At 38.7% G+C, this 22,478-nt stretch carries 19 protein-coding genes and 1 riboswitch; of the genes, 17 read left to right on the forward strand and 2 right to left on the reverse strand.

Translation table 11 applies throughout. From position 1 onward, the window contains the following. Positions 1-64: 64 nt before the first annotated feature. The 10 genes from ACFQRG_RS11660 (at position 65) to ACFQRG_RS11705 (ending at position 11,132) form a co-directional block, all read left to right on the forward strand. A complete protein-coding gene (locus ACFQRG_RS11660; RefSeq protein ID WP_380966125.1) occupies positions 65-1,309 on the forward strand; it encodes a serine hydrolase domain-containing protein in 1,245 nt (414 codons plus the stop codon). A gap of 209 nt (positions 1,310-1,518) precedes the next feature. Continuing rightward, positions 1,519-1,665: a teichoic acid D-Ala incorporation-associated protein DltX gene (locus ACFQRG_RS11665; protein ID WP_380966126.1), complete on the forward strand. Its 147-nt coding sequence runs from the start codon at positions 1,519-1,521 to the stop codon at positions 1,663-1,665. 15 nt (positions 1,666-1,680) lie between these two features. Next, a complete protein-coding gene (gene dltA / locus ACFQRG_RS11670) occupies positions 1,681-3,207 on the forward strand; it encodes a D-alanine--poly(phosphoribitol) ligase subunit DltA (protein WP_380966127.1) in 1,527 nt (508 codons plus the stop codon). Beyond that, positions 3,204-4,355: a D-alanyl-lipoteichoic acid biosynthesis protein DltB gene (gene dltB, locus ACFQRG_RS11675; protein ID WP_380966128.1), complete on the forward strand. Its 1,152-nt coding sequence runs from the start codon at positions 3,204-3,206 to the stop codon at positions 4,353-4,355. The genes dltA and dltB overlap by 4 nt, the downstream gene beginning before the upstream one ends. Before the next feature lie 352 nt (positions 4,356-4,707). After that, complete coding sequence (dltC, locus tag ACFQRG_RS11680; RefSeq protein WP_380966129.1) at positions 4,708-4,947, forward strand: D-alanine--poly(phosphoribitol) ligase subunit DltC; 240 nt, start codon at positions 4,708-4,710, stop codon at positions 4,945-4,947. After that, entirely contained in the window at positions 4,944-6,125 is a 1,182-nt protein-coding gene (gene dltD, locus ACFQRG_RS11685) for a D-alanyl-lipoteichoic acid biosynthesis protein DltD (protein ID WP_380966130.1), read from the forward strand. The genes dltC and dltD overlap by 4 nt, the downstream gene beginning before the upstream one ends. A 155-nt stretch (positions 6,126-6,280) precedes the next feature. After that, a riboswitch (TPP riboswitch) is annotated at positions 6,281-6,376 on the forward strand. 68 nt (positions 6,377-6,444) lie between these two features. Next, positions 6,445-7,806 carry a solute carrier family 23 protein gene (locus ACFQRG_RS11690; RefSeq protein ID WP_380966131.1) on the forward strand — a complete coding sequence of 454 codons (1,362 nt, stop codon included), beginning with the start codon at positions 6,445-6,447 and terminating at the stop codon, positions 7,804-7,806. Then, entirely contained in the window at positions 7,790-8,884 is a 1,095-nt protein-coding gene (locus ACFQRG_RS11695) for a LuxE/PaaK family acyltransferase (protein ID WP_380966132.1), read from the forward strand. The genes ACFQRG_RS11690 and ACFQRG_RS11695 overlap by 17 nt, the downstream gene beginning before the upstream one ends. Next, on the forward strand, positions 8,881-10,350 hold the full coding sequence (locus ACFQRG_RS11700) for an acyl-CoA reductase (protein WP_380966133.1): 1,470 nt from the start codon (positions 8,881-8,883) through the stop codon (positions 10,348-10,350). The genes ACFQRG_RS11695 and ACFQRG_RS11700 overlap by 4 nt, the downstream gene beginning before the upstream one ends. Before the next feature lie 14 nt (positions 10,351-10,364). Further along, positions 10,365-11,132, forward strand: a complete 768-nt coding sequence (locus tag ACFQRG_RS11705; RefSeq protein WP_380966134.1) for a 3-oxoacyl-ACP reductase — start codon at positions 10,365-10,367, stop codon at positions 11,130-11,132. 85 nt (positions 11,133-11,217) lie between these two features. Here ACFQRG_RS11705 and ACFQRG_RS11710 read toward each other — a convergent pair whose 3' ends face one another. Both ACFQRG_RS11710 and ACFQRG_RS11715 read right to left on the reverse strand, forming a co-directional pair. Next, entirely contained in the window at positions 11,218-12,660 is a 1,443-nt protein-coding gene (locus ACFQRG_RS11710) for an MDR family MFS transporter (protein ID WP_380966135.1), read from the reverse strand. A 348-nt stretch (positions 12,661-13,008) separates the two neighbouring features. Further along, positions 13,009-13,578, reverse strand: coding sequence for an HD domain-containing protein (locus tag ACFQRG_RS11715; RefSeq protein WP_380966136.1), 570 nt, complete (start codon positions 13,576-13,578; stop codon positions 13,009-13,011). A gap of 313 nt (positions 13,579-13,891) precedes the next feature. On the opposite strand from ACFQRG_RS11715, the gene ACFQRG_RS11720 reads away from it, so the two are divergent. The 7 genes from ACFQRG_RS11720 to ACFQRG_RS11750 all read left to right on the forward strand — a co-directional run bounded on the left by ACFQRG_RS11720 (position 13,892) and on the right by ACFQRG_RS11750 (position 22,411). Beyond that, the gene (locus tag ACFQRG_RS11720) at positions 13,892-14,560 is read left to right on the forward strand and encodes a DUF4867 family protein (protein WP_380966137.1); all 669 of its coding nucleotides are present in this window, start codon (positions 13,892-13,894) and stop codon (positions 14,558-14,560) included. 92 nt (positions 14,561-14,652) lie between these two features. Next, positions 14,653-16,041: an MFS transporter gene (locus ACFQRG_RS11725; RefSeq protein WP_380966138.1), complete on the forward strand. Its 1,389-nt coding sequence runs from the start codon at positions 14,653-14,655 to the stop codon at positions 16,039-16,041. Between the two features lie 52 nt (positions 16,042-16,093). Next, positions 16,094-18,133, forward strand: coding sequence for an alpha-glucosidase (locus tag ACFQRG_RS11730; RefSeq protein WP_380966139.1), 2,040 nt, complete (start codon positions 16,094-16,096; stop codon positions 18,131-18,133). A 126-nt stretch (positions 18,134-18,259) separates the two neighbouring features. Further along, the gene (gene sftI, locus ACFQRG_RS11735; RefSeq protein ID WP_380966140.1) at positions 18,260-19,600 is read left to right on the forward strand and encodes a sulfoquinovose isomerase; all 1,341 of its coding nucleotides are present in this window, start codon (positions 18,260-18,262) and stop codon (positions 19,598-19,600) included. Positions 19,601-19,623: 23 nt separating this feature from the next. Continuing rightward, on the forward strand, positions 19,624-20,796 hold the full coding sequence (locus tag ACFQRG_RS11740) for a diphosphate--fructose-6-phosphate 1-phosphotransferase (RefSeq protein ID WP_380966141.1): 1,173 nt from the start codon (positions 19,624-19,626) through the stop codon (positions 20,794-20,796). Further along, complete coding sequence (locus tag ACFQRG_RS11745; protein WP_380966142.1) at positions 20,777-21,511, forward strand: GntR family transcriptional regulator; 735 nt, start codon at positions 20,777-20,779, stop codon at positions 21,509-21,511. The genes ACFQRG_RS11740 and ACFQRG_RS11745 overlap by 20 nt, the downstream gene beginning before the upstream one ends. A 12-nt stretch (positions 21,512-21,523) precedes the next feature. Further along, complete coding sequence (locus ACFQRG_RS11750; RefSeq protein WP_380966143.1) at positions 21,524-22,411, forward strand: class II fructose-bisphosphate aldolase; 888 nt, start codon at positions 21,524-21,526, stop codon at positions 22,409-22,411. Positions 22,412-22,478: the final 67 nt, after the last annotated feature.

The following is a 22,478-nucleotide window of genomic DNA, read 5'->3' on the forward strand; positions in this document are numbered from 1 at the left end:
GTATCTTTGTGTATATTTGTTTCTCCTTAATTTAATCACAAGAGATGTAAAATTGGAGGTAAAAATGCAAAAGCGAATAAGAAAGAAAAGAAGGAAAAATCCATTTAAAAGATTTTTGATTTTTTGTTGCGCCGTAGGGATTATCGGGACCGGAACCTTCTTTTTATATTCAAAGCATTTATCAGCAAAAAATTTAGAAACAGAAGCTCCTCTTAACTTAAAAGAGAAACCGCACCATGATAATATCAAAAAAATAGGAAAAATGCGGCCAAATTCAGCACCTGCCAACATTGTTCACGATAAAGATTTAGACAGATATTTAAAAAAAGTTCATTTTAATGGAACAGCATTTATTGTGAAGAATGGAAAAGTCGTTATAAATAAAGGATACGGATTTGCAAATGCTAAAGAGAGAATTAAAAACAATCCGAAGACTGTTTATTATATTGGCTCTATTACCAAACCAATAGTTGCGACAGCATTAATGCAGCTCCAGCAGGAAGGGAAAATAAACGTCAATGATCCGCTGTCAAAATATCTTCCTTCTTTTCCAAATGCAAGCAAAATAAAAATATATAATTTATTAACACACACATCCGGAATAGGAAAACATCTTGAAACAAAACAAAAAGTATCGACCAGTGCTTTAATAAAAAGTATCGGGTTAAGCTCCGAGTATTTAAAATTTCAACCGGGCACTCAATTTGACTATAATGATGCCAACTACTCTATTCTCGGCTATGTCATTGAAAAAATAAGCGGGGAACCATTGCATGAATATATAAAACAACATATCTTTAAGCCGGCAGGAATAAAAGATTCAGGATTCGGCAGCCAGCTAAAAAAAGAAAAATATCCGTCTGTCGGTTATAAAGAACTGTCCGGACTGGCATATAACCCAATTATGCCTGATTTTTCACAGGTATTTGGCTGCGGTGATATTTATATGACGGCTGAAGATTTGTATAAATTTGACCGGGCCTTATCAACCGGAAAGCTCTTGTCGCCGCAAAGCTATCGACAGATGATGACACCATTTAAACATTATTATGGTTTTGGATGGTATATCAATCGCAGGGGATGGTATTACAAACCGGTTAATTACTCAAATCATGGCGTATTATCAGGTTGGAATGCAATGAATGGCTTCCAAAAGGACGGCAGCGAGTATGTTGTCTTGCTCTCTAATTTACAAAATAATATAAAAAACTTAGGTCTTTTGAATAAGACGATTTATATTAAATTATCCAAGCCTGTTCTTGCCAATCCAGCACCTGGACCTGTACACAAACAGGCTGTCCAAAATTAAAAGGTTCTATTTTTTCAATCAGGGCAAGGGTTTATCGAATATAGTGCCAATTGATTAGTGGTTACAAAAAGGTAACATTATTGGAAAAAGGGTAAAATATGTGTCTTGGATGTTATATAATGAAAAAGCTTTAAAGCAAAAAAACCTTTAAAGCAAAAAAACCTTGTGAAAAATGTAGAATAGTTTTCCTTATATCAAGGAGTGGAAGTATGAAAACGATCAAAGAACTTTGGTCACGGCCGATCACACAATGGTTTGTTAAAACTCTTTATTATCTTGTGATCATTATTGCTCTAGTATGGTTGTATGGCGCGAAAGCCACTCATTCGGCTCCATTTATTTATAATGAATTTTAAAAGGTGATGATGAGAATGAATTTAAATTTAATCGAAAAGATTAACAATTGGGCAAAAGAGACTCCTGAAAAAATAGCATTTGTTTGGAGAGACCAAAAGATGACTTATAGTCAGCTTAAAGAGTCTTCCGATGCACTGGCTTATTGGATTGCTAAAGAATACCCGAACGATGATTCACCTATTTTAGTTCATGGACATATGCAGCCAGAAATGATCATTTGCTTTTTAGCAGCAGTAAAAGCCGGACATTCTTATATACCAGTTGATATCTCTATCCCGGAAGACCGTATTCACCGTATGATCGAAAGTTCCGGGGCAAAGCTTATGATTTCTCAAGAAGCACTGACTATAAACGGTTTGCAAATTCGATCAATTAATCCTTTTGAATTAAATGAAATATTCCAGACTTGTAAAGGGCATATGCCAATGCCGGAACAAGCTGTTCGAGGCGAGGATAACTTTTATATTATTTATACCTCTGGCAGTACAGGCAATCCAAAAGGTGTTCAGATTACCTTAAATTGCTTGGAAAGCTTCGTAAAATGGGCGACAAATGATTTTGGATTACAATCAGGGCAAGTTTTCTTGAACCAAGCGCCGTTTTCGTTTGACCTGTCAGTTATGGATCTCTATCCAAGTCTCGTCACAGGCGGAACGCTTTGGGCCATTGATAAAGAAATGATTGCGAAACCAAAGGAACTGTTTGCATCTTTCGAACAATCAAATATCGAAGTTTGGACTTCTACACCGTCTTTTGCGGAAATGTGCTTAATGGCTCCCGGCTTCTCAAGTGAAATGCTTCCTTCCCTTAATACTTTCTTATTTTGCGGGGAGGTCTTACCAAACAATTTAGCAAGACAGCTGTTAGAAAGATTTCCTGGAGCACAAATTATCAATTCATACGGCCCAACTGAAGCAACAGTTGCCGTTACGAGTGTCATCATTGATAAGGAAATGACCGGAAAATACGATTCTCTTCCGGTCGGCTATTGTAAGAGCGACTGCCAAATTCTGATTATGAAAGAAGACGGCTCATTAGCAGCCGATGGTGAAAAGGGAGAAATCGTTATTGTCGGCCCAAGTGTCAGCAAAGGTTATTTAAGTGCTCCGGAGTTAACGGAAAAAGCATTTATGACTATAAATGGCGAGCGGGCCTATAGAACAAAAGATGCCGGGGTATTGGAAGATGGCATGCTTTTCTGCCACGGCCGGATGGACAACCAAATTAAATTACACGGATATCGTATGGAAATTGAAGAAATTGAACATCATCTTCGTTCAAGTGCTTATGTTAATGCCGCTGTTGTATTGCCGATAAAGAGAAATGATGCATACGACCATCTATTAGCGATCGTCGTTCCAAATGAGCATCAATTTGAAAAGGAATTTCAGTTAACATCGGCGATTAAAAAAGAATTGGCAGCTGAACTGCCAGCCTATATGATTCCGAGAAAATTCGTTTACCAATCTTCCATTCCAATGACTGCTAACGGTAAGGTAGATCGCAAAGCGTTACTGAAAGAGGTAACAATGACCGTATGATTCCTTATGCAACATTTTACTATTTTATCATCTTAGCGATACTGCTCATCCCGTCAATCATTGCAGGACTTAATGGAAAATCACTTAAAACGTATAATTCGGTTGTCGCAATATTTTTTCTCGTGCTCACTTTCTATAATAAGCCGGCACAGGCTATATCGTTAATCATTTTTGTCATTTGGCAAGTTGTATTAATTAAGGGATATTTACCTGTTCGGAAAAAAAATAATCCAACCAGCATGTTCTATTTAACGGTTGCGCTATCCATTTTGCCGCTGGTTATCGTTAAGTTTGCACCGTATTTCAAAAGCTTGAGCATGGTCGGCTTCCTTGGCATATCGTATTTAACTTTTAGGGCCGTTCAAATGATCATTGATATCCGTGATGGGCAGCTGAAGGAAGTTTCTGTATACCGCTTCCTTCGCTTCCTGTTATTTTTCCCGACAATCTCATCCGGACCAATTGATCGTTATCGCCGGTTCGAAAAGGATATCGAACATACGCCGACGTCTGCGGAATATAAGGAACTTCTCTACCGCGGTATAAATCGTATTATTCAAGGGTTCCTTTACAAATTCATTATCGGGTACCTTATTAATCAGCATATCCTAATGTCCGGGTACCTCAAACAAGATACGTTCTTGAGTATTGTCATCTATATGTATGCCTACAGTATGTACCTGTTCTTTGATTTTGCCGGCTACAGTAATTTTGCTATTGGCACAAGTTATTTACTCGGGATTAAGACCCCTGAAAACTTTAATAAGCCGTTTCTTAGCCGTAACATCAAGGATTTCTGGAATCGTTGGCATATGACATTATCTTTTTGGTTTAGAGATTATATTTTTATGCGGTTTGTATTTACGATGACCAAAAAGAAAGTATTTAAAAACCGTTACACAACATCCTATATAGGGATTTTTATAAATTTCTTCGTTATGGGATTGTGGCACGGACCTTTTCCGCACTATATTGTTTATGGCTTGCTTCACACCTTTTATTTTATCTTTTTTGATGTATTTGAGCGGAAAAACAAGAAGCATAAATTTTGGCCGGACAATAAGTTGACGCATGTCTTATCTGTTGTGATTACATTTAACTTTGTATGTTTTAGCCTTCTTATTTTCTCAGGAAGACTATTCACTTAAAAAAGGATGTTCAAAAAAGTCCGGGAAACATTGCAGGCGAATTTCTTCGTTGCGTTGCCACTGCGGTCCTCACGTGCCGGGCAATTCTAAGATGTACCTGTGCTCCTGCGCTGCAGCATATTCACAGAGGCATCTCCGACTTCTCGTCGCAACTCGTAGTGTTTCGAGAAGTATCGCTCGTCGATCCGGTCCTCGTGGACTGCCGCGCCTCGAAATTCCGACGCACAGGACGTGCTAGTACTGGCGTTGTCACATGGACGCGACGTTTTTAGCCAGTGTTGGCCCTGTTTGTCCTCCCTTTTGAACACCATTAAAATATAGAACTTTTCATTGAAAAAGGAGACGTATAACAATGGCTGAATTTAAAGAACAAGTATTAGATATTCTTGAAGATGTTTGTGAAAACGATATTGTTAAGGAAAATCCTGATGTAAAAATATTTGAAGATGGCATTTTGGATTCCTTTGGAACTGTCAATCTTTTAGTCGAAATTGAAGATAAACTAGGCATTCCGGTATCGATTTCCGAATTTGATCGCGAAGAATGGGCGACACCTAACCTTATTATTAATAAGTTGGCTGAAATGAAATGAAAAAACCGAGGTATGGCCCATTAATCTTGGCCATCATCATTTTCCTTGCCTTATTGTTTACGCCGGGCAGTGTACAGCATGCGCTTATAAGCAATAAGAAGGTAAACCAGGCGGCAACGAGCTTGGATCCAAATATGTTTCAAGGTATAGCCCTGCAACAAAAAGCAATGGATGATAAAAAATATCTTCCTATTTATGGGTCATCTGAACTTTTGCGTTTAGATCCTTTCCACCCGTCTAACTATTTTAAAGTCAATCCTGACGGGTTCACCCCATTTCTAGTCGGGCGCGGCGGTATGCAGTCACTCGTTCACTTTTTGAACTTTGCATCCATGTCAAATGACCTTAAAAATAGGAAAATTGTCTTTATCCTATCCCCGCAATGGTTTGCTCAACAGGGGTTGGATAGAAAGCATTTTGATCCAAACTTTTCAAAACTGCAGGCCTATGATTTCGTATTTAACAAAAACATAGACCCTTCATTAAAGAAACGCGCTGCCAGGCGGTTACTGCAATTTAAATTTATTAGAAAAGATAAGAATCTGGCTTATTTATTAAAAGGAATCGGTTATAGTAATCAGACAAATAAATTGAAGCTGTTGGGCGAGAAGGCGTATGGAGAATTTGACTATAGGGTGCTCATGTGGAGAGATACGATAAAATCTTTCTCTGTTCATCCCCATCATCCTAATGTTGATCCAAGCTTAAAAAATCTTTCTTGGAAACAGCTCCGTCATCGCGGCGATTTAATGGGTGAAAAAGACAGTACTTCTAACACTTACGGTATTAACAATCATTATTGGAAGAAAATAAAACCTAAATATAGTCATCTAAAGGGATATAGAAAGCATGAAAGGTATTATCATTCACCTGAGTACGGTGACTTGCAGCTTGTGCTGGACTTATTAAAAGAAAAACATGCAAAAGCAATGTTTATCTCTGTTCCAGAGAATGGCCGCTGGTACGATTATGCCGGGGTCCCTAAGAAGACGCGGCAATACTACTATGCCAGAGTCCGCAAGCAAGTAGAAAAGGCTGGTTTTCCGGTGGCGGATTTCTCAAGCCATGAATATGACAAGTACTTTTTAAAGGATACAATGCATCTCGGCTGGAAGGGCTGGGTTTACGTTGATCAAGCGATCAAAAAATTCTACGACAGTCCTAATGGAAAATTATAAAAACGGTGCCTGCTGGCACCGTTTTTAAACTTATGATGATCATTAAGAAACGTCAAAAGTCATCCATTATTAAAATAAAAACCCGAAAAATATTCATTTGATATAAAAAGTTTGACGAATTTTAAACATAGGTGTACGATACAGAAAAAAAGAAAAGTCACCACTAGGGGAGCTTTAAGCTGAGAGAAGTGATTCGACCCTTTGAACCTGATCTAGTTAACACTAGCGTAGGGAAGTGGCGTGGATTTATATTTATACAGTTTGTATATATTGAAGCCACCCGCTTGCCGGGTGGCTTTTTTTGATGGGAGGATATTTTATGCAACAAAAGATAGAAACGGAAGAACAACTTTCGGATAACTCAGGAATAGTCACAGTTGGTTTGGAAGAAAAATTATCACCGGTTCGAGGATTTTTATATGGTTTGCAGCATGTCTTTGTTTCAAACGTTTGGCTTGATCCTGTGTTTGTGACTGCGATGATCGGGCTGTCGTTTGCCTTAGCCGCAAACATGGTGAATGCCATTTTTATTGCAGCGGGCTTGGTCACGCTTGTACAGGCAACACGGCTTGTACGATTACCTGTTGTTCAAGGTCCGTCGGCCGCTTTTGATTCACTTATGATATCTGCCGGAAAAGCTAACGGATTGGCAGCTGCCGGCGGGGGGATTGTGTTAAGCGGAATCATCATTTTTATATTAGCTATTACGGGCTTGCTTGGGAAATTGAAATCTTTTTTTACAGCAGTCGTATCCGGTTCAGTGATTTTAATTGTCGGCGTTGCACTATCCGGCTTTACACTGTCACTTTATTTAGGAGGGGACCCGGGATCGAAAACTTTTCTTGATGGAAAAACGCTGACAATCTCAGTTGCTACTTCATTAATTGTCCTGTTTTTATCTGTATTTGGGACAGGCATGCTTCGTTCGTATTCTTTTCTCATCGCTCTAGTTGCCGGTGATGTTATCGCATTTTTGCTTGGGGAAGTTAATTTTTCTAAGGTCGCAACAAGCGGTTGGTTTGGATTGCCCCATATACTTCCTTATGGTGCGCTTAAATTTGACTGGGTCTCATTTGGGACATTTTTCTTTGCGTATATTGTGGCAGTATTTGAAGCTATGGGTGTTTATCATGCTGCGGCAGAAATGGTGAACGCCCCGTTAGATAACAAACGGATTCGAAAGGGATTTGCCGGTGAATCGATTGGTTCAATCATTTCAACGCTTATCGGCGGTTTCCCGACGACAGGATTTGGCCAAAATGTCGGTTTGATCCGATTAACGGGCGTCGGCTCACGGCATGCGGTTAAGGCAGCCGGGATTATCTTTCTTGTACTTGGTTTTATTCCTAAGGCGGGAGCGATGCTTGCTGTGACGCCTGACGCTGTTGTTGGCGGGATCTTTTTGCCGGCGGCTGCATCGCTTATTTTTACGGGTATTAATATTCTTGGAAAAATGAAGAAAACTGAAGCGAATTTCATGATTGCAGGCTTGTCGATTTTATTATCCATCGCGCTCCCAAACTATTTTACCAATGTTCATGGTTTCTTAGGGAAATTCCTTAGCAACACGATTTTAGTAGGTGCCGTTACTGCTATTTTGCTGCAATTAGTGTTAGTCAATATTCCTAGCTGGTTGGGGATAAATAAAGAAAGAGGGAAAAATAATGAGGAAAGAATCTAAAGAAATAACCGAACAAATCTTAACTTTTATTGAGGAGTCAAATGAAGAAGAATCACGATTCAATGAGCTGGCTCTAAAACTATTTACCTATCAATTTAAGTTTAATCTTCCTTATAAGAAGTTTTGCCAAAAGCGAAGGAAAACCCCGCTGACAGTAAAAAATTGGAGGGAAATACCGGTTATACCAATTCAAGCGTTTAAAGAGCTTGTGCTGTCTTGCGAACCGGCTGAAGAGGCTGAGGCCGTTTTTATGACAAGCGGAACAACAAATGCTGAAAAACGCGGAAAAAATCATCATCCTTCTTTGCAAGTCTGGGATGCTTCAATGATGACCGGCTTTAAACAGTTTGTCGTCCCTGATGGAAAAAAGAGAGCCATTTTTGTTCTTTCACCGGGAGAAGATTTGAATAAAAACTCATCGTTGTCACGGTATTTAACAATGGCGGTAAAACATTTCGGCAATGAAAACAGCCGGAATTTCTTTAATAAAGACGGGCTGGATATGAATAGTTTGGTAAAGGCACTTAAGGAAAGTGAAGAAAGGAAAGAACCCGTCATGCTAATGGGAGCTTCCTTTGCTTATGTGCATTTTCTTGATTACTGCAAGGAGCATGGCAACCGGTTTAAACTTGCATCCGGCAGCAGGCTGTTTGACACGGGAGGTTTTAAAGGTCAATCCCGTGAGGTAAAAAAAGAAGAGCTCTATTTATCCTTCGAGGAAACATTCGCTATCAGTCAAAAAGATTGCATTAACATGTACGGTATGACCGAATTAAGCTCGCAAATTTACGATCAAAAATTTGTGTTCCGTGACCGGCTGAATACGAAAATGTCCAGCGCTTCCTGGTTAAAGACGCTTGTCCTCCATCCTGAAACGCTTGAACCGTTAAAAGACGGTGAAATTGGAATTCTTGCTCATTATGATCTGGCAAACTGGAATTCTTGTCTCGCAATTTTAACTGAAGATATGGGATATAAAACAGCGGATGGTTTGACTTTGCTTGGCCGGGCTGAAGGGTCCGAAGCCCGGGGATGTTCAATATCTGTTGATCAATTAATGGAGGCTCAGCAACAATGATAGATAAAGAGGGGGCGCAAGTGATAGACGCTTATTTTGTGCCAAAAGGGTTTCAGTTAACATCGTTCACCGAACGGATTTATGAATCAGAATATGAGAACTTAATTTTACGGTTCCCGGTGTTTTCCAGCGGAGATATATCAGAACTCTCTCAAACAATTAAAGCTAATCGGCGAAACTGTCTCCTGAATTTAAAAATAGCAGAAGTTGTTGACATCATAGATAGCGCTGTACAGAAATGGCTGGATCCAAATTATCCTTTTAGGCAATTGGCAGAAAAATGGCTGCCGGTAATCACAGGCTATCATAAAGAAATGATTCGTCTTGAATTAAAACGGTTTATGCGGACATTTCGAAAAAAAGAACTTCTCCGTTTTCTTGACGAAGAATTCGATAACCCCGCAGTGCTTGATGAATTTCGCCCCCGTAAAACAGGTGGTTTTAGCAAGGCATACGGCCCTAAGCTCATTTTTCATATTTTCTCAGGCAATGTTCCGGGGCTGCCTATTTGGAGCATGATAATGGGACTGCTTATTAAATCGGCGAACATAGGAAAAACCTCGTCTTCTGAACCGTTAATGCCTGTTTTGTTTGCACAGACATTGGCCGAAGTCAATCAGGATTTCGCTGATTGTCTTGCCGTTTTGCCATGGAAAGGCGGAAACATTGAACTTGAGGAATCAGTGATTTCTGAGGCTGAAGCTGTAATTGTTTACGGATCAAGTCAATCTGTCGAAAAGGTAAGAAGCCGGGTTCCGGACCATAAGTTATTTTTAAGTTACGGTCATAAAATAAGTTTTGCCATGGCAGGTAAAGAAGCACTGACCCCAGACCGTTATAATCAGGTAGCCCATCGTCTGGCAGAAGATATCTCGGTTTATGACCAACAGGGATGTGTTTCTCCTCACTCTGTTTTTATTGAGGAGGGCGGTGCTGTTTCTCCCAAGCAATTTGCGCAGCTCTTAGCCAAAGAGCTTCAGCGCTATCATGAAAAGAAACCGAGAGCCGAGATTTCAAATGAAGAGGCACTTGCCATTCGTGCCGTCCGCAGCAAATATGAATTTGAAGCGCTGAATGAATCGGAAGATGCTGTATATGGCAGTTCAGAGGGGACAAGCTGGACAGTCATTTACCATAACAAAACTGCCTTTGCGGCCTCGCCGTTGAATCGGACTGTCCATGTTTTTAAATGTACAATTTTAGAAGACTCCATTTCATTTTTAGAACCGTATCGGCGCTATTTACAAACGGCAGGTGTTGCTGTAGGTCCCGAGAGACTGTTTCGGCTTGCCGAACAGCTGGGCGAAGCGGGTGTGAACCGGATTTGTTCAATCGGAGAAATGCTGCATACTCAACCCGGATGGCACCACGATGGACAGCTGAACTTCCTTGATTTAATCAAATGGACAGATATTGAAAAGAATGCGGAACAAGATGCTGAGAATTATGATCCAGATGCTGAATAAAGGAGACGTTTAAAATGGATTTTACAGGAAAAATTGTTCTTGTAACCGGTGCGAGCCGCGGAATAGGCGCTGAGATTGCTAAAGCTTTCGGCAAAGAAGGTGCATCCGTCATTGTTAATTACTTAAAAAGTGAAGCAGAAGCTAAAAAGGTCAGTGAAGAGATTTGTCAACAAGGCGGGGAAGCTTTGCCGATGCAAGCGGATGTCATGAATGAAACATCAGTCAAAGCAATGGTTAACGAGATTGCAGATTCATTCGGAGGCATTGATGTTGTTGTGAATAATGCCCTTCCTCATTACACTTTTAACCCAAAAACGCGGAAAACGGCATGGGAGATCGAGTGGGAAGACTACCAGAGACAAATAGACGGCGCTGTTGGCGGAGCATTTCATGTTTGTCAAGCCGTCATGCCTCATATGAAAAATCAAAACAGCGGCCGTATTATTAATATTGTTACAAACTTAATCGACCTGCCTCTGATACCTTATCATGATTACACTTCCGCAAAAGCCGGGTTGCTTGGATTTAGCCGTAATCTTGCTGCAGAATTAGGCAGGTTCGGCATTACAGTAAATTGTATAGCTCCAGGTTTAACTTATCCGACTGACTCAAGCCGTGAAACAAAAGAAGATGTACGGGAAGCTATCACCCGGTTAACGCCGATGGGCAGACTGACGACTCCAAAGGACATTACTGGGAGTGCGCTGTTTTTTGCCTCAGAGTGGGCTTCGTTTATAACTGGACAATGTATTCGTGTTGATGGCGGATTAGTCATGGGTTAAGCCGCCATTCATTAGAAAAATATAAATGCAGTCATTTTAAAATAACTGAGGCAAAAAAAACAGGGGAATAACCCCTGTTTTACTATTAACCTCTTACCACCTTTTTACGCCTGCTGGTTTCTCTGCTCCCGCTCTCTTCCTCCGGAGGGGAAGTTTTCTTTAAAAAGAAAGCTAAAATGACCCCAATAATTGAAAGTATAGTGATCACCATAAAGGCAACATTAACGCCATGAATCATTGGATTTGAAATACTTGGATCATGTTTCGCAGCCTCGCCTGTTGTTGTCATGACTGTTACAATAATCGCTGTTCCAATCGAAGCGGAGACTTGACGCATTGTATTATTCATTGCTGCACCGTGCGGGATTAACCGCTTAGGCAATTGATTTAAGCCGGCTGTTGTCGCGGGCATCATCACCATTGCCAATCCAAACATCCGAATTGAATAATAGATGGCGATAAAAGCAAACGATGTAGACGTCGTTAAGTTTGCAAAAGGCACTGTTGTCAGGGTAACAATGATTAATCCAATAATCGTCAACCATTTTGCTCCAACTTTATCAAAAATTCGACCCGTGATCGGTGACATCAAGCCCATGACGAGCGCTCCCGGTAAAATGGCTAATCCGGATTCCATAGCTGTATAGCTTCGCATATTTTGCATATAGAGCGGGATTAATGTTTCTATCCCTATAAGGCCCATAAACCCGATCATCCCTATCATGGTGGTCAGTGTAAAAATGAAATATTTAAATACCCTGAATTCCAGCATAGGGTGGTCGAGCCGAAATTGTTTAAGGATAAATATCACTAAAGCAATAACGCCAATCGTTAAGGTGAGAATGGTTGCAATATTCCCCCAGCCGTAATTACCTGCACTGGTAAAGCCGTAAAGCAATCCTCCGAAACCGAACGACGATAGAATAATAGATAAGATATCAACTTTCGGATAGGTCTGCTCTGTAACGTTTTGCATAGCTTTAATAGAAATGCCAATAATGACAAGAGCAATAACAAAAATAATAAAGAACATCACGCGCCAGGAATAGGTATTAATCATCCAACCTGACAAGGCTGGCCCTATAGTTGGCGCAAATTGAATAACGAGACCAACGAGCCCCATCGCTTGACCGCGCTTATTAACCGGAAAAATTAATAAAAAGATCGTTTGCATCAGAGGCATCATAATCCCTGCACCGGCTGACTGAATAATCCTTCCAAGTATTAGACAAGCAAAGTTCGGTGCAATCCCGGCAATTAACGTTCCAAAGGCAAAAATGCTCATCGCACAAATAAAAAGCTGCCGCGATGTAAAGCGTTCAATTAAGAAAGCTGAAATTGGAATCATCACACCATTAACAAGCATAAAAATGGTTGTTAACCATTGAGCAGAATTGGCGCTGACATGCATTTCCTTCATAATCGGAGGAATAGCTGTAATCATCGTCGTCTGATTTAAAATAGCAATAAACGCCCCAGTCAGCAGCAATGTCACAATCAATTTCCTATTGTAATTTTGTGATGTCATTTTTCCACCTCTTTCTTTCTATATATAAAGATATTTTTGATATCAAGGGGTACCTCCAGAAAAACACAATAAACAAAATATAACATAAAAAATTGGGTAATGCAGTGCTTTAAGCACTACCGTAATGTCTATCTTAAAAACAAAGAAAAACTCGCAGCGGATTCTAACTTCAGTTACGAGTTTAAAATGCATTTTCAAAAAAGAGAAGGAATCGCATTGAAATGCAGTTACCTAAATATTAAAAGGATATGAGTGATGAAAGACATTTTTTCAAATAATATCAGGCAAAATGTCCTTCATTAGCCGTATGAAGGACAAAATTTAAGCATTCATTTAAAACTTTATCCTTCATGTTTCTTTATTGTTTATTCGAGAAAGCGTTTCTTGGTCAACGATTTCTCTAATGGTTTGGATGATTGGGTGGAACATAGCGTATTTCTGTCCGTACTCAAGATTGAAAAGGTAGTCAAAATCCGGGGGATTAACACCTTGGTTATGTTGGATAATCGTTTCTATTTTATCAAGTGCCTTTACCAGCTTGGCTTCTTTTGTCTCGCCTTTATTGTATTCCTGCCATAATGCCATAAATTTTTGCTGAGTTTTTTCCGGGAGAGATCCTGTTAGTCTTATAAGAGCATCCTCTTCCTTTTTCAGCTTCGTTTCGGAATCTGCATGAACTGTTGCTGATATATCCCCTTCATAGGCCTCACCGAGGTCGTGTATTAAAGATAAACGAAGTACTCTGCCGAAATCTATATCTTGGAAATGTTCTTCTAAAACCATGCAAAACATCGTGAGCCGCCATGAGTGTTCTGCTATACTTTCTCTTTTTCCCTTACTTGTCCAAGCTGTTCTTGTATTATTTTTTAATCGCTCTATTTCTTTGATAAATGAAATAACGGAAGAGTATTCTTCCATATTATCAACCTCCAAATAAGAAATTAATAAATGTTGCAGCTATGAAGCAATTCTTTCTGTTAGTTTAACATTAAGTATGATTAAAAACTTTATTTTGATTTTCATAAAGGAATCCTTAAATAATATCTTACCGGCATTTCAGGGGACTATTTAATAGAAGAACTTTAGGATGTTTAATTTCTAACTTTAATAATATTTCAACCAAATCGAAATTATATATTGATTTTTTGAATGCGATTACATATAATTAAGTAAAGATTATGACATTTCAACTAAAGGTAATGACGTTACAATATGATTGAGGGGTGAGAAAATGTCCATTTTGTTTGAAACGATAAAGGAAAAAAATCAACAACTTAAATGTTTCGATGTTTATGATGAGACCTTTGGAATTTATGGGAAAATTATTAAGGAAAATTTCACGGTATTTGATGATAAGATGGAAGATAGTGAGCTGCCGGAACATGGGAATTGTTATGTACCGAGTTATCCGAAGATAGATTTGCCAGAATTTCAAAGCTATTTTAGAAGTTTATACGGGGGTATGGATATTCAAATCGGCTATAGTAATGGAAGGAACTCAAATCTTAACGGTTTAGAATATCACAAGAGCAGTGAAGTTAATATTGCAATCACTGATATGTTTTTAATTTTAGGTCATATTCGTGACATTGAGAACAACGAAATTTCTGTAGAGCAATTAAAGGGATTTTTTATCCCTAAAGGTACAGCAATTGAAATTTATCAAACCACTTTGCATTTTGCACCTTGCAAAGTAACTGATAACGGTTATAAATGTGTTGTCGTACTGCCAAAAGGTACAAATGAAAAGCTGGTAGACAGCTTTCCGGTAAATCGTTTTGAAGATAAACTTCTTTTTATGAAGAACAAATGGCTGTTAGCTCATCCCGAAAACGCTAGACTTATAGATCAAGGTGCATATCCCGGAATTAAAGGGGAAAATTTAAAGATACTTTATTAACTAACGAAACTTAGAAAGCGTTTCCATTAAGGTGATTAACAAAATATAGATTGACCGTAGCGGGCTAGAATCTATGATTGGGGGTATTCGTTATGAGTCAGGTTGTTTCTCAAAATATTAATGAGCAAAAGAAAGCGACTGGTAAGCTAAAACTAAGGGAAAAAATTGCTTACGGCATGGGGGACGTTGGAAATAACTTTTTGTTTGATTTAGGTCAGATTTACTTGCTTAAGTTTTACACAGACGCATTAGGATTACCGTCGGCAATAGCAGGATCTGTTTTTTTAGTCACAAAAATTTGGGATGCTATTTCTGATATTTCTGTCGGTACTTGGGTTGATAATCGGAAAAATATTGGACCAAAAGATAAATTTCGGCCGTTTATATTATTTGCTGCATTGCCGCTTGCGCTTATTACTATAGCAAGTTTCACAACACCGCACTTTTCATTGACGGGTAAAATCATTTGGGCATATGTCACTTACATGATTTTTGGAACAATTTATAGTATTTCTAATGTGCCTTATGGCTCTATGATGCCTGCTATGACTAAAGACGCAAGTGAACGTGCACAATTGGCATCATTTAGGCAGGCAGGCTCCAACTTAGGATTACTTATTACCACTGTAGGATTTATGCCGATTGTTTTAAGCGTTCACAATACGTCGATGGGGTATCTCATAGCAGTATCCATTTTTGCTATTGCTGGTGTTTTAATACAAATATACTGCTATGCTAACATTAAAGAGAGATATATTGAAGAAAGGCCAAAACAATCTAAAACATCACTAAAGGAAAACTATAAGTCTCTATTTAAAAATGCGCCGCTCATGGTTTTATGTCTTGTGAATTTGTTTACATTTTCTGCATTCAATGTAAAACTTGCAGTACAAGTCTATTATTGCCAATATGTTCTTAAAAACGTTTCTATAGTACCGTATATGGGTTTCTTCAGTATGGGATGTGTATTCATTGGCGTCGTTTTTGTACCATTTCTTTCCAAAAAGTTTGGCAAGAAAATGACGTATATGATAGGTTGTGCCATTTGGGCAATAGGGGATATTTCAGCTTATTTCTTCGCTAAAGATCCGGTTGTATTTATTGTATTTGCCTGTTTGGCGTTCTTTGGAAGTTCGTTTGTTAATAGCTTAAACTGGGCTCTTGTATCTGACGCTGTCGAATATGGAGAATGGAAAACAGGCAATAGATCTGAGGGTGTTGTCTATTCTTTCTATACTTTCTTCCGGAAGCTTTCTCAGGCTATTGCCGGATTTGTTCCAGGATTAGTATTAGGGATGGTAGGATATGTACCTAATGCTGTGCAAAGCGTAAAGGCTATAGAAGGTATTAAAGGCCTTATGTTTATATATCCTGGTGTTTTAGCCATAGCTACAATAGTTGTTATGGGACTTTTCTATAAACTTTCGGATAAGAGATTTAATAAAATTGTAGCTGAACTTAATGGTCGAAATGGAATTTAAATTATCTGAATTTTACCTATAGTATAAGTACTGGATGGAGTGAGGATTTAACATGATTAATCAAACAGAAAAAAAGATTTTTAGTGTCAATGAAATAGATGGAGGGTTTGAATTACTCTTTGGCAATCTTAAATTGATGAAGCATACTAAAACTTCCCCTGTTGTTTTCATTGGAAAAGGTGAAGAAAATATTGAAATGTATCGGGGTAACTTCAAAATAGAGGATTATTTAATAGAAAGAATTGCTTTGAGATATACCAAGATTGAATCCGTGAATGATAACAAGGTGACTATTGCTTTCTCAAATCATTCAAATACAGAAGCCGCTATAATATTAACAATTAAACAGGACAGAGAAAGGTTAAAGATAGAGTTTAATAATGTATCAGACGATGTAAACAGACTATGGATCAGAATCAATTCATATCAAAATGAAAAAGTGTATGGATGCGGAGAACAATTATCTTATTTTAATTTACGGGGTAAGCATTTTCCGCTTTGGACATCTGAGCCCGGTGTCGGCCGAAATAAAAATACCTACACAACATGGCAAGCAGATGTTAAAGATAAGGCAGGCGGTGATTATTATAATACAAACTATCCGCAGCCAACCTATATTTCCAGCGATAAATACTTTTGCCATGTTGAAACGACGGCATATGCAGACTTTGATTTTAGTCATGAAGATTTTCATGAACTGCAGGTTTGGAATATTCCTCAATTTATCTTATTTGATAAAGCTGAAACATTTATAGATCTCGTTAAGAAAATATCAGACTTGTTTGGACGCCAGCCGGAGTTGCCTGATTGGACTTACAATGGCATTTGGCTCGGAATCCAAGGCGGAACATCAGTTGTTGAGGAAAAACTAAGCCGTGCTTTAGACAAAGGTATTAAAGTCGGCGGTGTTTGGTGTCAGGACTGGCAAGGGATAAGGAATACTTCCTTTGGTAAACGCTTAATGTGGGATTGGAAATGGAATCCGGAAATATATCCGGAACTTGATACAAAAATATGGGATTGGAAGAAGCAGGGGATTCGCTTCTTAGGTTATATTAACCCGTATGTTGCTGTTGATGGCGATTTATACAAAACAGCGAGCCAAAAAGGATATTTAGCCAAAAATCATAAGGGAGAAGATTACCTTGTTGATTTTGGGGAATTTGATTGCGGTGTCGTTGATTTTACGAATCCTGAAGCGTGCAAATGGTATAGGCAGGTTATAAAAGAAAATTTAATTGACTTTGGGTTAGATGGATGGATGGCTGACTTTGGTGAATATTTACCTACAGATGTCGAACTTGCGAGTGCAGAATCTGCTAAATTAATGCATAATGCTTGGCCGGTTTTATGGGCGAAAATTAATGATGAGGCTGTTAGGGAAGCTGGCAGAAGCGGTGATATTGTCTATTTTATGAGAGCGGGATATACAGGGACGCAAAATTATTGTCCATTATTGTGGGCAGGAGACCAAAGTGTCAATTGGAGTTTAGACGATGGATTAGCCTCTGTCATACCAGCCGCTTTATCTTCAGGTATGTGCGGTAATGGTCTGCATCACAGTGATATAGGCGGTTACACAAGCTTACATGGCAATAAAAGAACAAAAGAACTTTTTATGAGATGGGCCGAGATGGGAGCGTTTACTCCTGTGATGAGAACTCATGAAGGCAACCGGCCGTATGATTGTTTCCAATTCGATGATGATGATGAATCATTAGAACATTTAGCAAGAATGACAAATATTTACGTCAAATTAAAACCTTATATTAAAACACTTGTAAAGGCCAATGCTGATGAAGGTATTCCTGTTCAACGTCCACTATTTATGCACTACGAAAATGATGAAAAGGCTTATAACATTCAATACGAGTATTTATTTGGGCGAGATCTATTAGTGGCCCCTGTTTATAAAAGCAGTGTAACTGAATGGGAAGTCTATTTACCTAATGACCAATGGATTCATATATGGACAGGAAAAGAGTATATGGGGGGAGATGTAAAAGTTAACGCACCAATTGGCTGCCCGGCTGTCTTTTACAGAAAGAACTCGCCATATGCTGACCTTTTTCAAATGATTTCCAAAATATAAAAAAACAGCTTAAATAATCATTGACATTATTTATATCAAGTGCCATAGTTTAATGCATAAAGATAATTATGATGTTACAAAAGGTAATGATGTATTTAGAAACTAATAGAAAAAGGAAGGATCATAATGTTAGAAACTTCAGTTGCTTATCTTCCTATAGGCCGAAAAACTTTTGATTTAGATGCCGGTGAAAAGTATAGGCGTCAAAGCATGGATTTATTAACAGATGTTTGTCAAAACGTTTATCAACCGGAAGGGATTCTGACATCTGTAGAAGAATTGGAAGTATTTCTTGAAGTAATAGCTGAAAAAGGATGCGATTCGATTATTTATCAAAGTGTTACTTTTGCAGACGGGGAATTTATAGCAAAGGTAATAGAAAAATTTGATCAACCAGTCATTGTCTGGTCAGTCCGGGAGCCAAGTGTCGGCGGACGGCTTCGATTAAACTCATTAACCGGCGGAAATAGCACCTGCAATGTTTTAAAAAATAACAATCATCCATTTGCCTTTGTCTTTGGCAACCCAGATGAACCAAAATTAAAAGATAAGCTTACAAATCAGCTCAAAGTTAATCAAGTGTTAGAAAAGCTACGTCAATTAACCATAGGTGTTATCGGTGAACATCCGCCTGGATTTTACTTTTCAGATACAAATGAAGACGAATTAAAACAAACTTTCGGCGTGCAAATTCATAAAATGGACTTATTTGATGCATTTCAAAAGGCTAAAGATTTAAAAGAAGAAGAATGGAAGCCGTTGGTTGAAGAAGCTGAACAAAAGATTATGGATCTCGTAAAAACAGATGAGACAGTAAAAAGGTTTGCGCAGTTTACTGCTTATGTAAAAAATTATATTCATAATCATCATATTCAAGGATTAGCAATTAGATGTTGGCCAGACTTTTTTACTGAATTAGGAACTGCCGCTTGTTCAACGCTGTCCCATTTTACTGAAGATGGTGTTGTTTCTTCCTGTGAATCAGATATTCATGGTGCTGTTTCAATGTTTATATTGCAAGAATTAAGCGGTGGTTCAGCAACCTACTTAGGGGATCTTGTTCATGTGGATGAAGACAATAATTCGGTTGTCTTCTGGCATTGCGGTGCGGGCGCATACTCTTTGGCCCATCCGGCTACTGGAGCACAGGCTGGCGTTCATCCGAATCGAAAAATGGGGCTGACTATGGAATTCGGACTAAAGCCGGGAGGAGTTACAATCTTTAGGGTAGGTTATACATCTGAAGGTTACAGATTGTTAATTTTAAAAGGTGAAGCTTTAGACAAACCTCAGCCATTTAGCGGAACGTCTGTGGAAGTTGCTCTTGCAACTGATGTCAATGATACGTTGTATGAATTAATGAACAGCGGATACGAGCCGCATTATGCGCTTGTTTATGACGATGTTGTTGAGCCTTTGATTGAACTTGGAAGACAATTAGGATTAGAAACACTTGTATATAGATAATAAAGAGGAGGAGGGGGGTATCTGTGAAAATTGCAATTGGTCAATCCGGCGGACCGACCGCTGTCATTAATGCATCATTGGTAGGTTTTCTAGATTCTATCAATGAGGATGCGCAATTATTTGGAATACAAAATGGATATGAGGGTCTTGTTAATAACGAATTGATTAACCTGGAAGGACAAATGCTTAATAGGGTAAGAGAATTTAAGAATCTACCTGGAGCATGTCTTGGTTCGGGAAGGTATAAGTTAACCGATGATAAAATCATTCAAGCCGTGAAACATCTCATAAAAAATGATATTCAAACAATTGTCTTTATTGGCGGCAATGGGACAATGGCAGCTCTTGATAAAATATGCCAGCAAGCCCGGCTGATGGGATACGATTTACAGGTTATAGGCATTCCAAAGACGGTTGATAATGATTTGTGCGGAACAGATCATGCGCCAGGGTTTGGCAGTGCAGCAAGATATGTTGCTTTATCGGCGAGAGACATTAACAGTGACTTAGAATCAATGAAAAATTTTGAACAAGTTAGAATTTTAGAAACCATGGGGAGAAATGCCGGATGGCTGGCCGCTTCTTCTGGTTTATTAAAACAAAGCGATGAAGATGGGCCCCATCTGATTTGCTTACCTGAAGACAAGATTGAAAAAGGTCATTTTTTAAGTCAAGTGAAGGAAATTGTTCAAGAGTATGGAATGGCGACCATTGTAATGAGTGAGGGTTTTAATTTTGCTGGAGAATCTCAAACACAATTCGCCAGTTTTAATGGCCGCTCTGTACTCGGCGGCATATCTAAAGACGCAGAACAGCTGGTAAAGCAAGAACTGGGCTTAGCTGCAAGGGCGGAGATATTGGGGATGCATCAGAGATGTTCATCAATGGCTGTTTCATTTCAGGATCGTCTTGAAGCCTATAAGACGGGACATACAGCTGCGGAATGGATTAAAGCAGGAAAAAGTGGTGTGATGGTATCTATTCAAAGGCAACAACATATCGGATATAATTATATATTAGAACCGCAATCATTGACACGTGTTGCTAACGGAGGAGAAAAGTTGTTGCCGATAGAGTTTCTAACACATAGGGATCGATTTTATAAATGGTTAGAACCTTTGATTGGAGATGACATTATTAATTATCCTCCCTCTTTGAAAAGGAGAATAATTAAACATGAGCAAACTATCTGTTGATCCAAAAAAAAATATTGCCCTATACCTTCAAGTCAAAGATATATTAATTCATCGTATACAAAACAACATTTGGGCCGCTAATACGCTTATTCCTACAGAACAAGAGCTGATGGATGAATTTAACGTGAGCAGAACAACGATTCGCCAAGCCATTTCTATGCTTGTTCAAGAAGGAATTTTAGAAAAGAAGCAAGGCAAAGGCACAATTGTAAAATCCCAGCAGCTTGTTGGAAGCCTCGGGAAATTAAGAGGCTTCGCTGAAGAAGCAATGGAAAAAGGTTTGACGCCTCATTCCAAGCTTTTACGTTCGCAGTTTAGTGAAACTTTATTTCAGGAAAAAGCACAATTGGAAGTGCCGGAAGATGAAAAGATATTTTTAATAGAAAGAATAAGATTCGCCGATGAAACACCGGTTGCTATAGAAAGAACATGCTGGCCTCGGTCAATTGGGGAAGTCCTGAATCAATGCGACTTAAATAAAGTGAATTTTTATGACATATTAGAAAAGAATAATATATTTTTGAAAAGGGCATCGGAAAAAATATCTGCTTTAAATGCTACTATTCAAGAAGCCGATCTTCTTGGTATCAGACCGGGGGAAGCATTGCTGCAAATGACAAAGATAAGCTTTGGATTGGATGACAAACCAATCGAGTTTGCGATAACAAAATATCGAAGTGACTTTTATCATTATGATATTGAACTGAAACGTTAGGGGGAGTTATAAATGCCTTATATATCGGGGAAAAAACTTTTAGATCATGCATATCAAAATGGATACGCTGTAGGTGCTTTTAGCGCTCATAATGTTGAGACGCTTCAAGCGATTTTGGGGGCTGCGGAAGAAGAACAATCCCCTGTTATGGTTATGATTGGTCAGAAGGTCATCCAACATATTGGTTTAAAGCCAATGAAGGAAATGATAGATATTTTTATTAAAAATATATCAGTACCCGTTGCTGTTCACTTGGACCACAGCAGACAATTCGAACAAACAATGGAGGCTGTTCAAGCGGGCTTTCAATCGGTCATGTTTGACGGTTCAGGATTGCCTTTTGAAGAAAATGTCTCAATAACAAAAAAAGTTGCAGAAATCGCCCGCGCCCTGAATATCGGTTGCGAAGGAGAAATCGGCAAAATTGGCGGAACAGAGGATGATATTACAGTTGCAGAAGAAGATGCCATGTTGACAACGGTAGAAGAAGCTTATGCTTTTGCAACAGCTGCAGAGGTTGATTATCTTGCGGTATCAATTGGCACAGCGCACGGCATTTATAAAAGACCTCCTAAGCTTGCTATTGAAAGGTTAAAAGATATTTCTGAGAAGGTTAACCGCCCAATTGTTCTTCATGGCGGCTCAGATGTACCTGATGGTCAAATTAAACTGGCTATTTTAAACGGTGTAGCCAAAATTAATGTTGATACTGAATTAAGACAAGCTTTTACAAGGGGCATACAAGCGACATACGCTGAAAATCCTGAGGAATATCATTTAGCAGTTAGTCTGGGTCATGCCAGAGAAGAAATGAAATTTAAAGTAAAAGAGAAAATTAACTTATTCGGCAGTGCAGGAAAAGCTGAAGAATTTTTAAGCAAAAAGGTCGTAACATTATAACGTAAAGGGTATTATGAAATGATAACATCAATTGATCTGAAAAGATGAAAACCAGAAAAATATTATC

Origin of the sequence: Scopulibacillus cellulosilyticus (genome assembly GCF_042665295.1) — a bacterium.
In the GTDB taxonomy this organism is placed as follows: domain Bacteria; phylum Bacillota; class Bacilli; order Bacillales; family Sporolactobacillaceae; genus Scopulibacillus_A; species Scopulibacillus_A cellulosilyticus.

Excerpts from the sequence above, each read along its gene's own strand:
- ACFQRG_RS11710 (WP_380966135.1), bottom strand. The coding sequence starts at position 12,660 with ATGACATCACAAAATTACAATAGGAAATTGATTGTGACATTGCTGCTG.
- ACFQRG_RS11750 (WP_380966143.1), top strand. The coding sequence starts at position 21,524 with ATGCCTTATATATCGGGGAAAAAACTTTTAGATCATGCATATCAAAAT.
- ACFQRG_RS11720 (WP_380966137.1), top strand. The coding sequence starts at position 13,892 with ATGTCCATTTTGTTTGAAACGATAAAGGAAAAAAATCAACAACTTAAA.
- ACFQRG_RS11690 (WP_380966131.1), top strand. The coding sequence starts at position 6,445 with ATGCAACAAAAGATAGAAACGGAAGAACAACTTTCGGATAACTCAGGA.
- ACFQRG_RS11730 (WP_380966139.1), top strand. The coding sequence starts at position 16,094 with ATGATTAATCAAACAGAAAAAAAGATTTTTAGTGTCAATGAAATAGAT.
- ACFQRG_RS11705 (WP_380966134.1), top strand. The coding sequence starts at position 10,365 with ATGGATTTTACAGGAAAAATTGTTCTTGTAACCGGTGCGAGCCGCGGA.
- dltA (WP_380966127.1), top strand. The coding sequence starts at position 1,681 with ATGAATTTAAATTTAATCGAAAAGATTAACAATTGGGCAAAAGAGACT.
- dltB (WP_380966128.1), top strand. The coding sequence starts at position 3,204 with ATGATTCCTTATGCAACATTTTACTATTTTATCATCTTAGCGATACTG.
- dltD (WP_380966130.1), top strand. The coding sequence starts at position 4,944 with ATGAAAAAACCGAGGTATGGCCCATTAATCTTGGCCATCATCATTTTC.
- ACFQRG_RS11745 (WP_380966142.1), top strand. The coding sequence starts at position 20,777 with ATGAGCAAACTATCTGTTGATCCAAAAAAAAATATTGCCCTATACCTT.
- dltC (WP_380966129.1), top strand. The coding sequence starts at position 4,708 with ATGGCTGAATTTAAAGAACAAGTATTAGATATTCTTGAAGATGTTTGT.
- sftI (WP_380966140.1), top strand. The coding sequence starts at position 18,260 with ATGTTAGAAACTTCAGTTGCTTATCTTCCTATAGGCCGAAAAACTTTT.
- ACFQRG_RS11700 (WP_380966133.1), top strand. The coding sequence starts at position 8,881 with ATGATAGATAAAGAGGGGGCGCAAGTGATAGACGCTTATTTTGTGCCA.
- ACFQRG_RS11660 (WP_380966125.1), top strand. The coding sequence starts at position 65 with ATGCAAAAGCGAATAAGAAAGAAAAGAAGGAAAAATCCATTTAAAAGA.
- ACFQRG_RS11665 (WP_380966126.1), top strand. The coding sequence starts at position 1,519 with ATGAAAACGATCAAAGAACTTTGGTCACGGCCGATCACACAATGGTTT.
- ACFQRG_RS11695 (WP_380966132.1), top strand. The coding sequence starts at position 7,790 with ATGAGGAAAGAATCTAAAGAAATAACCGAACAAATCTTAACTTTTATT.
- ACFQRG_RS11725 (WP_380966138.1), top strand. The coding sequence starts at position 14,653 with ATGAGTCAGGTTGTTTCTCAAAATATTAATGAGCAAAAGAAAGCGACT.
- ACFQRG_RS11715 (WP_380966136.1), bottom strand. The coding sequence starts at position 13,578 with ATGGAAGAATACTCTTCCGTTATTTCATTTATCAAAGAAATAGAGCGA.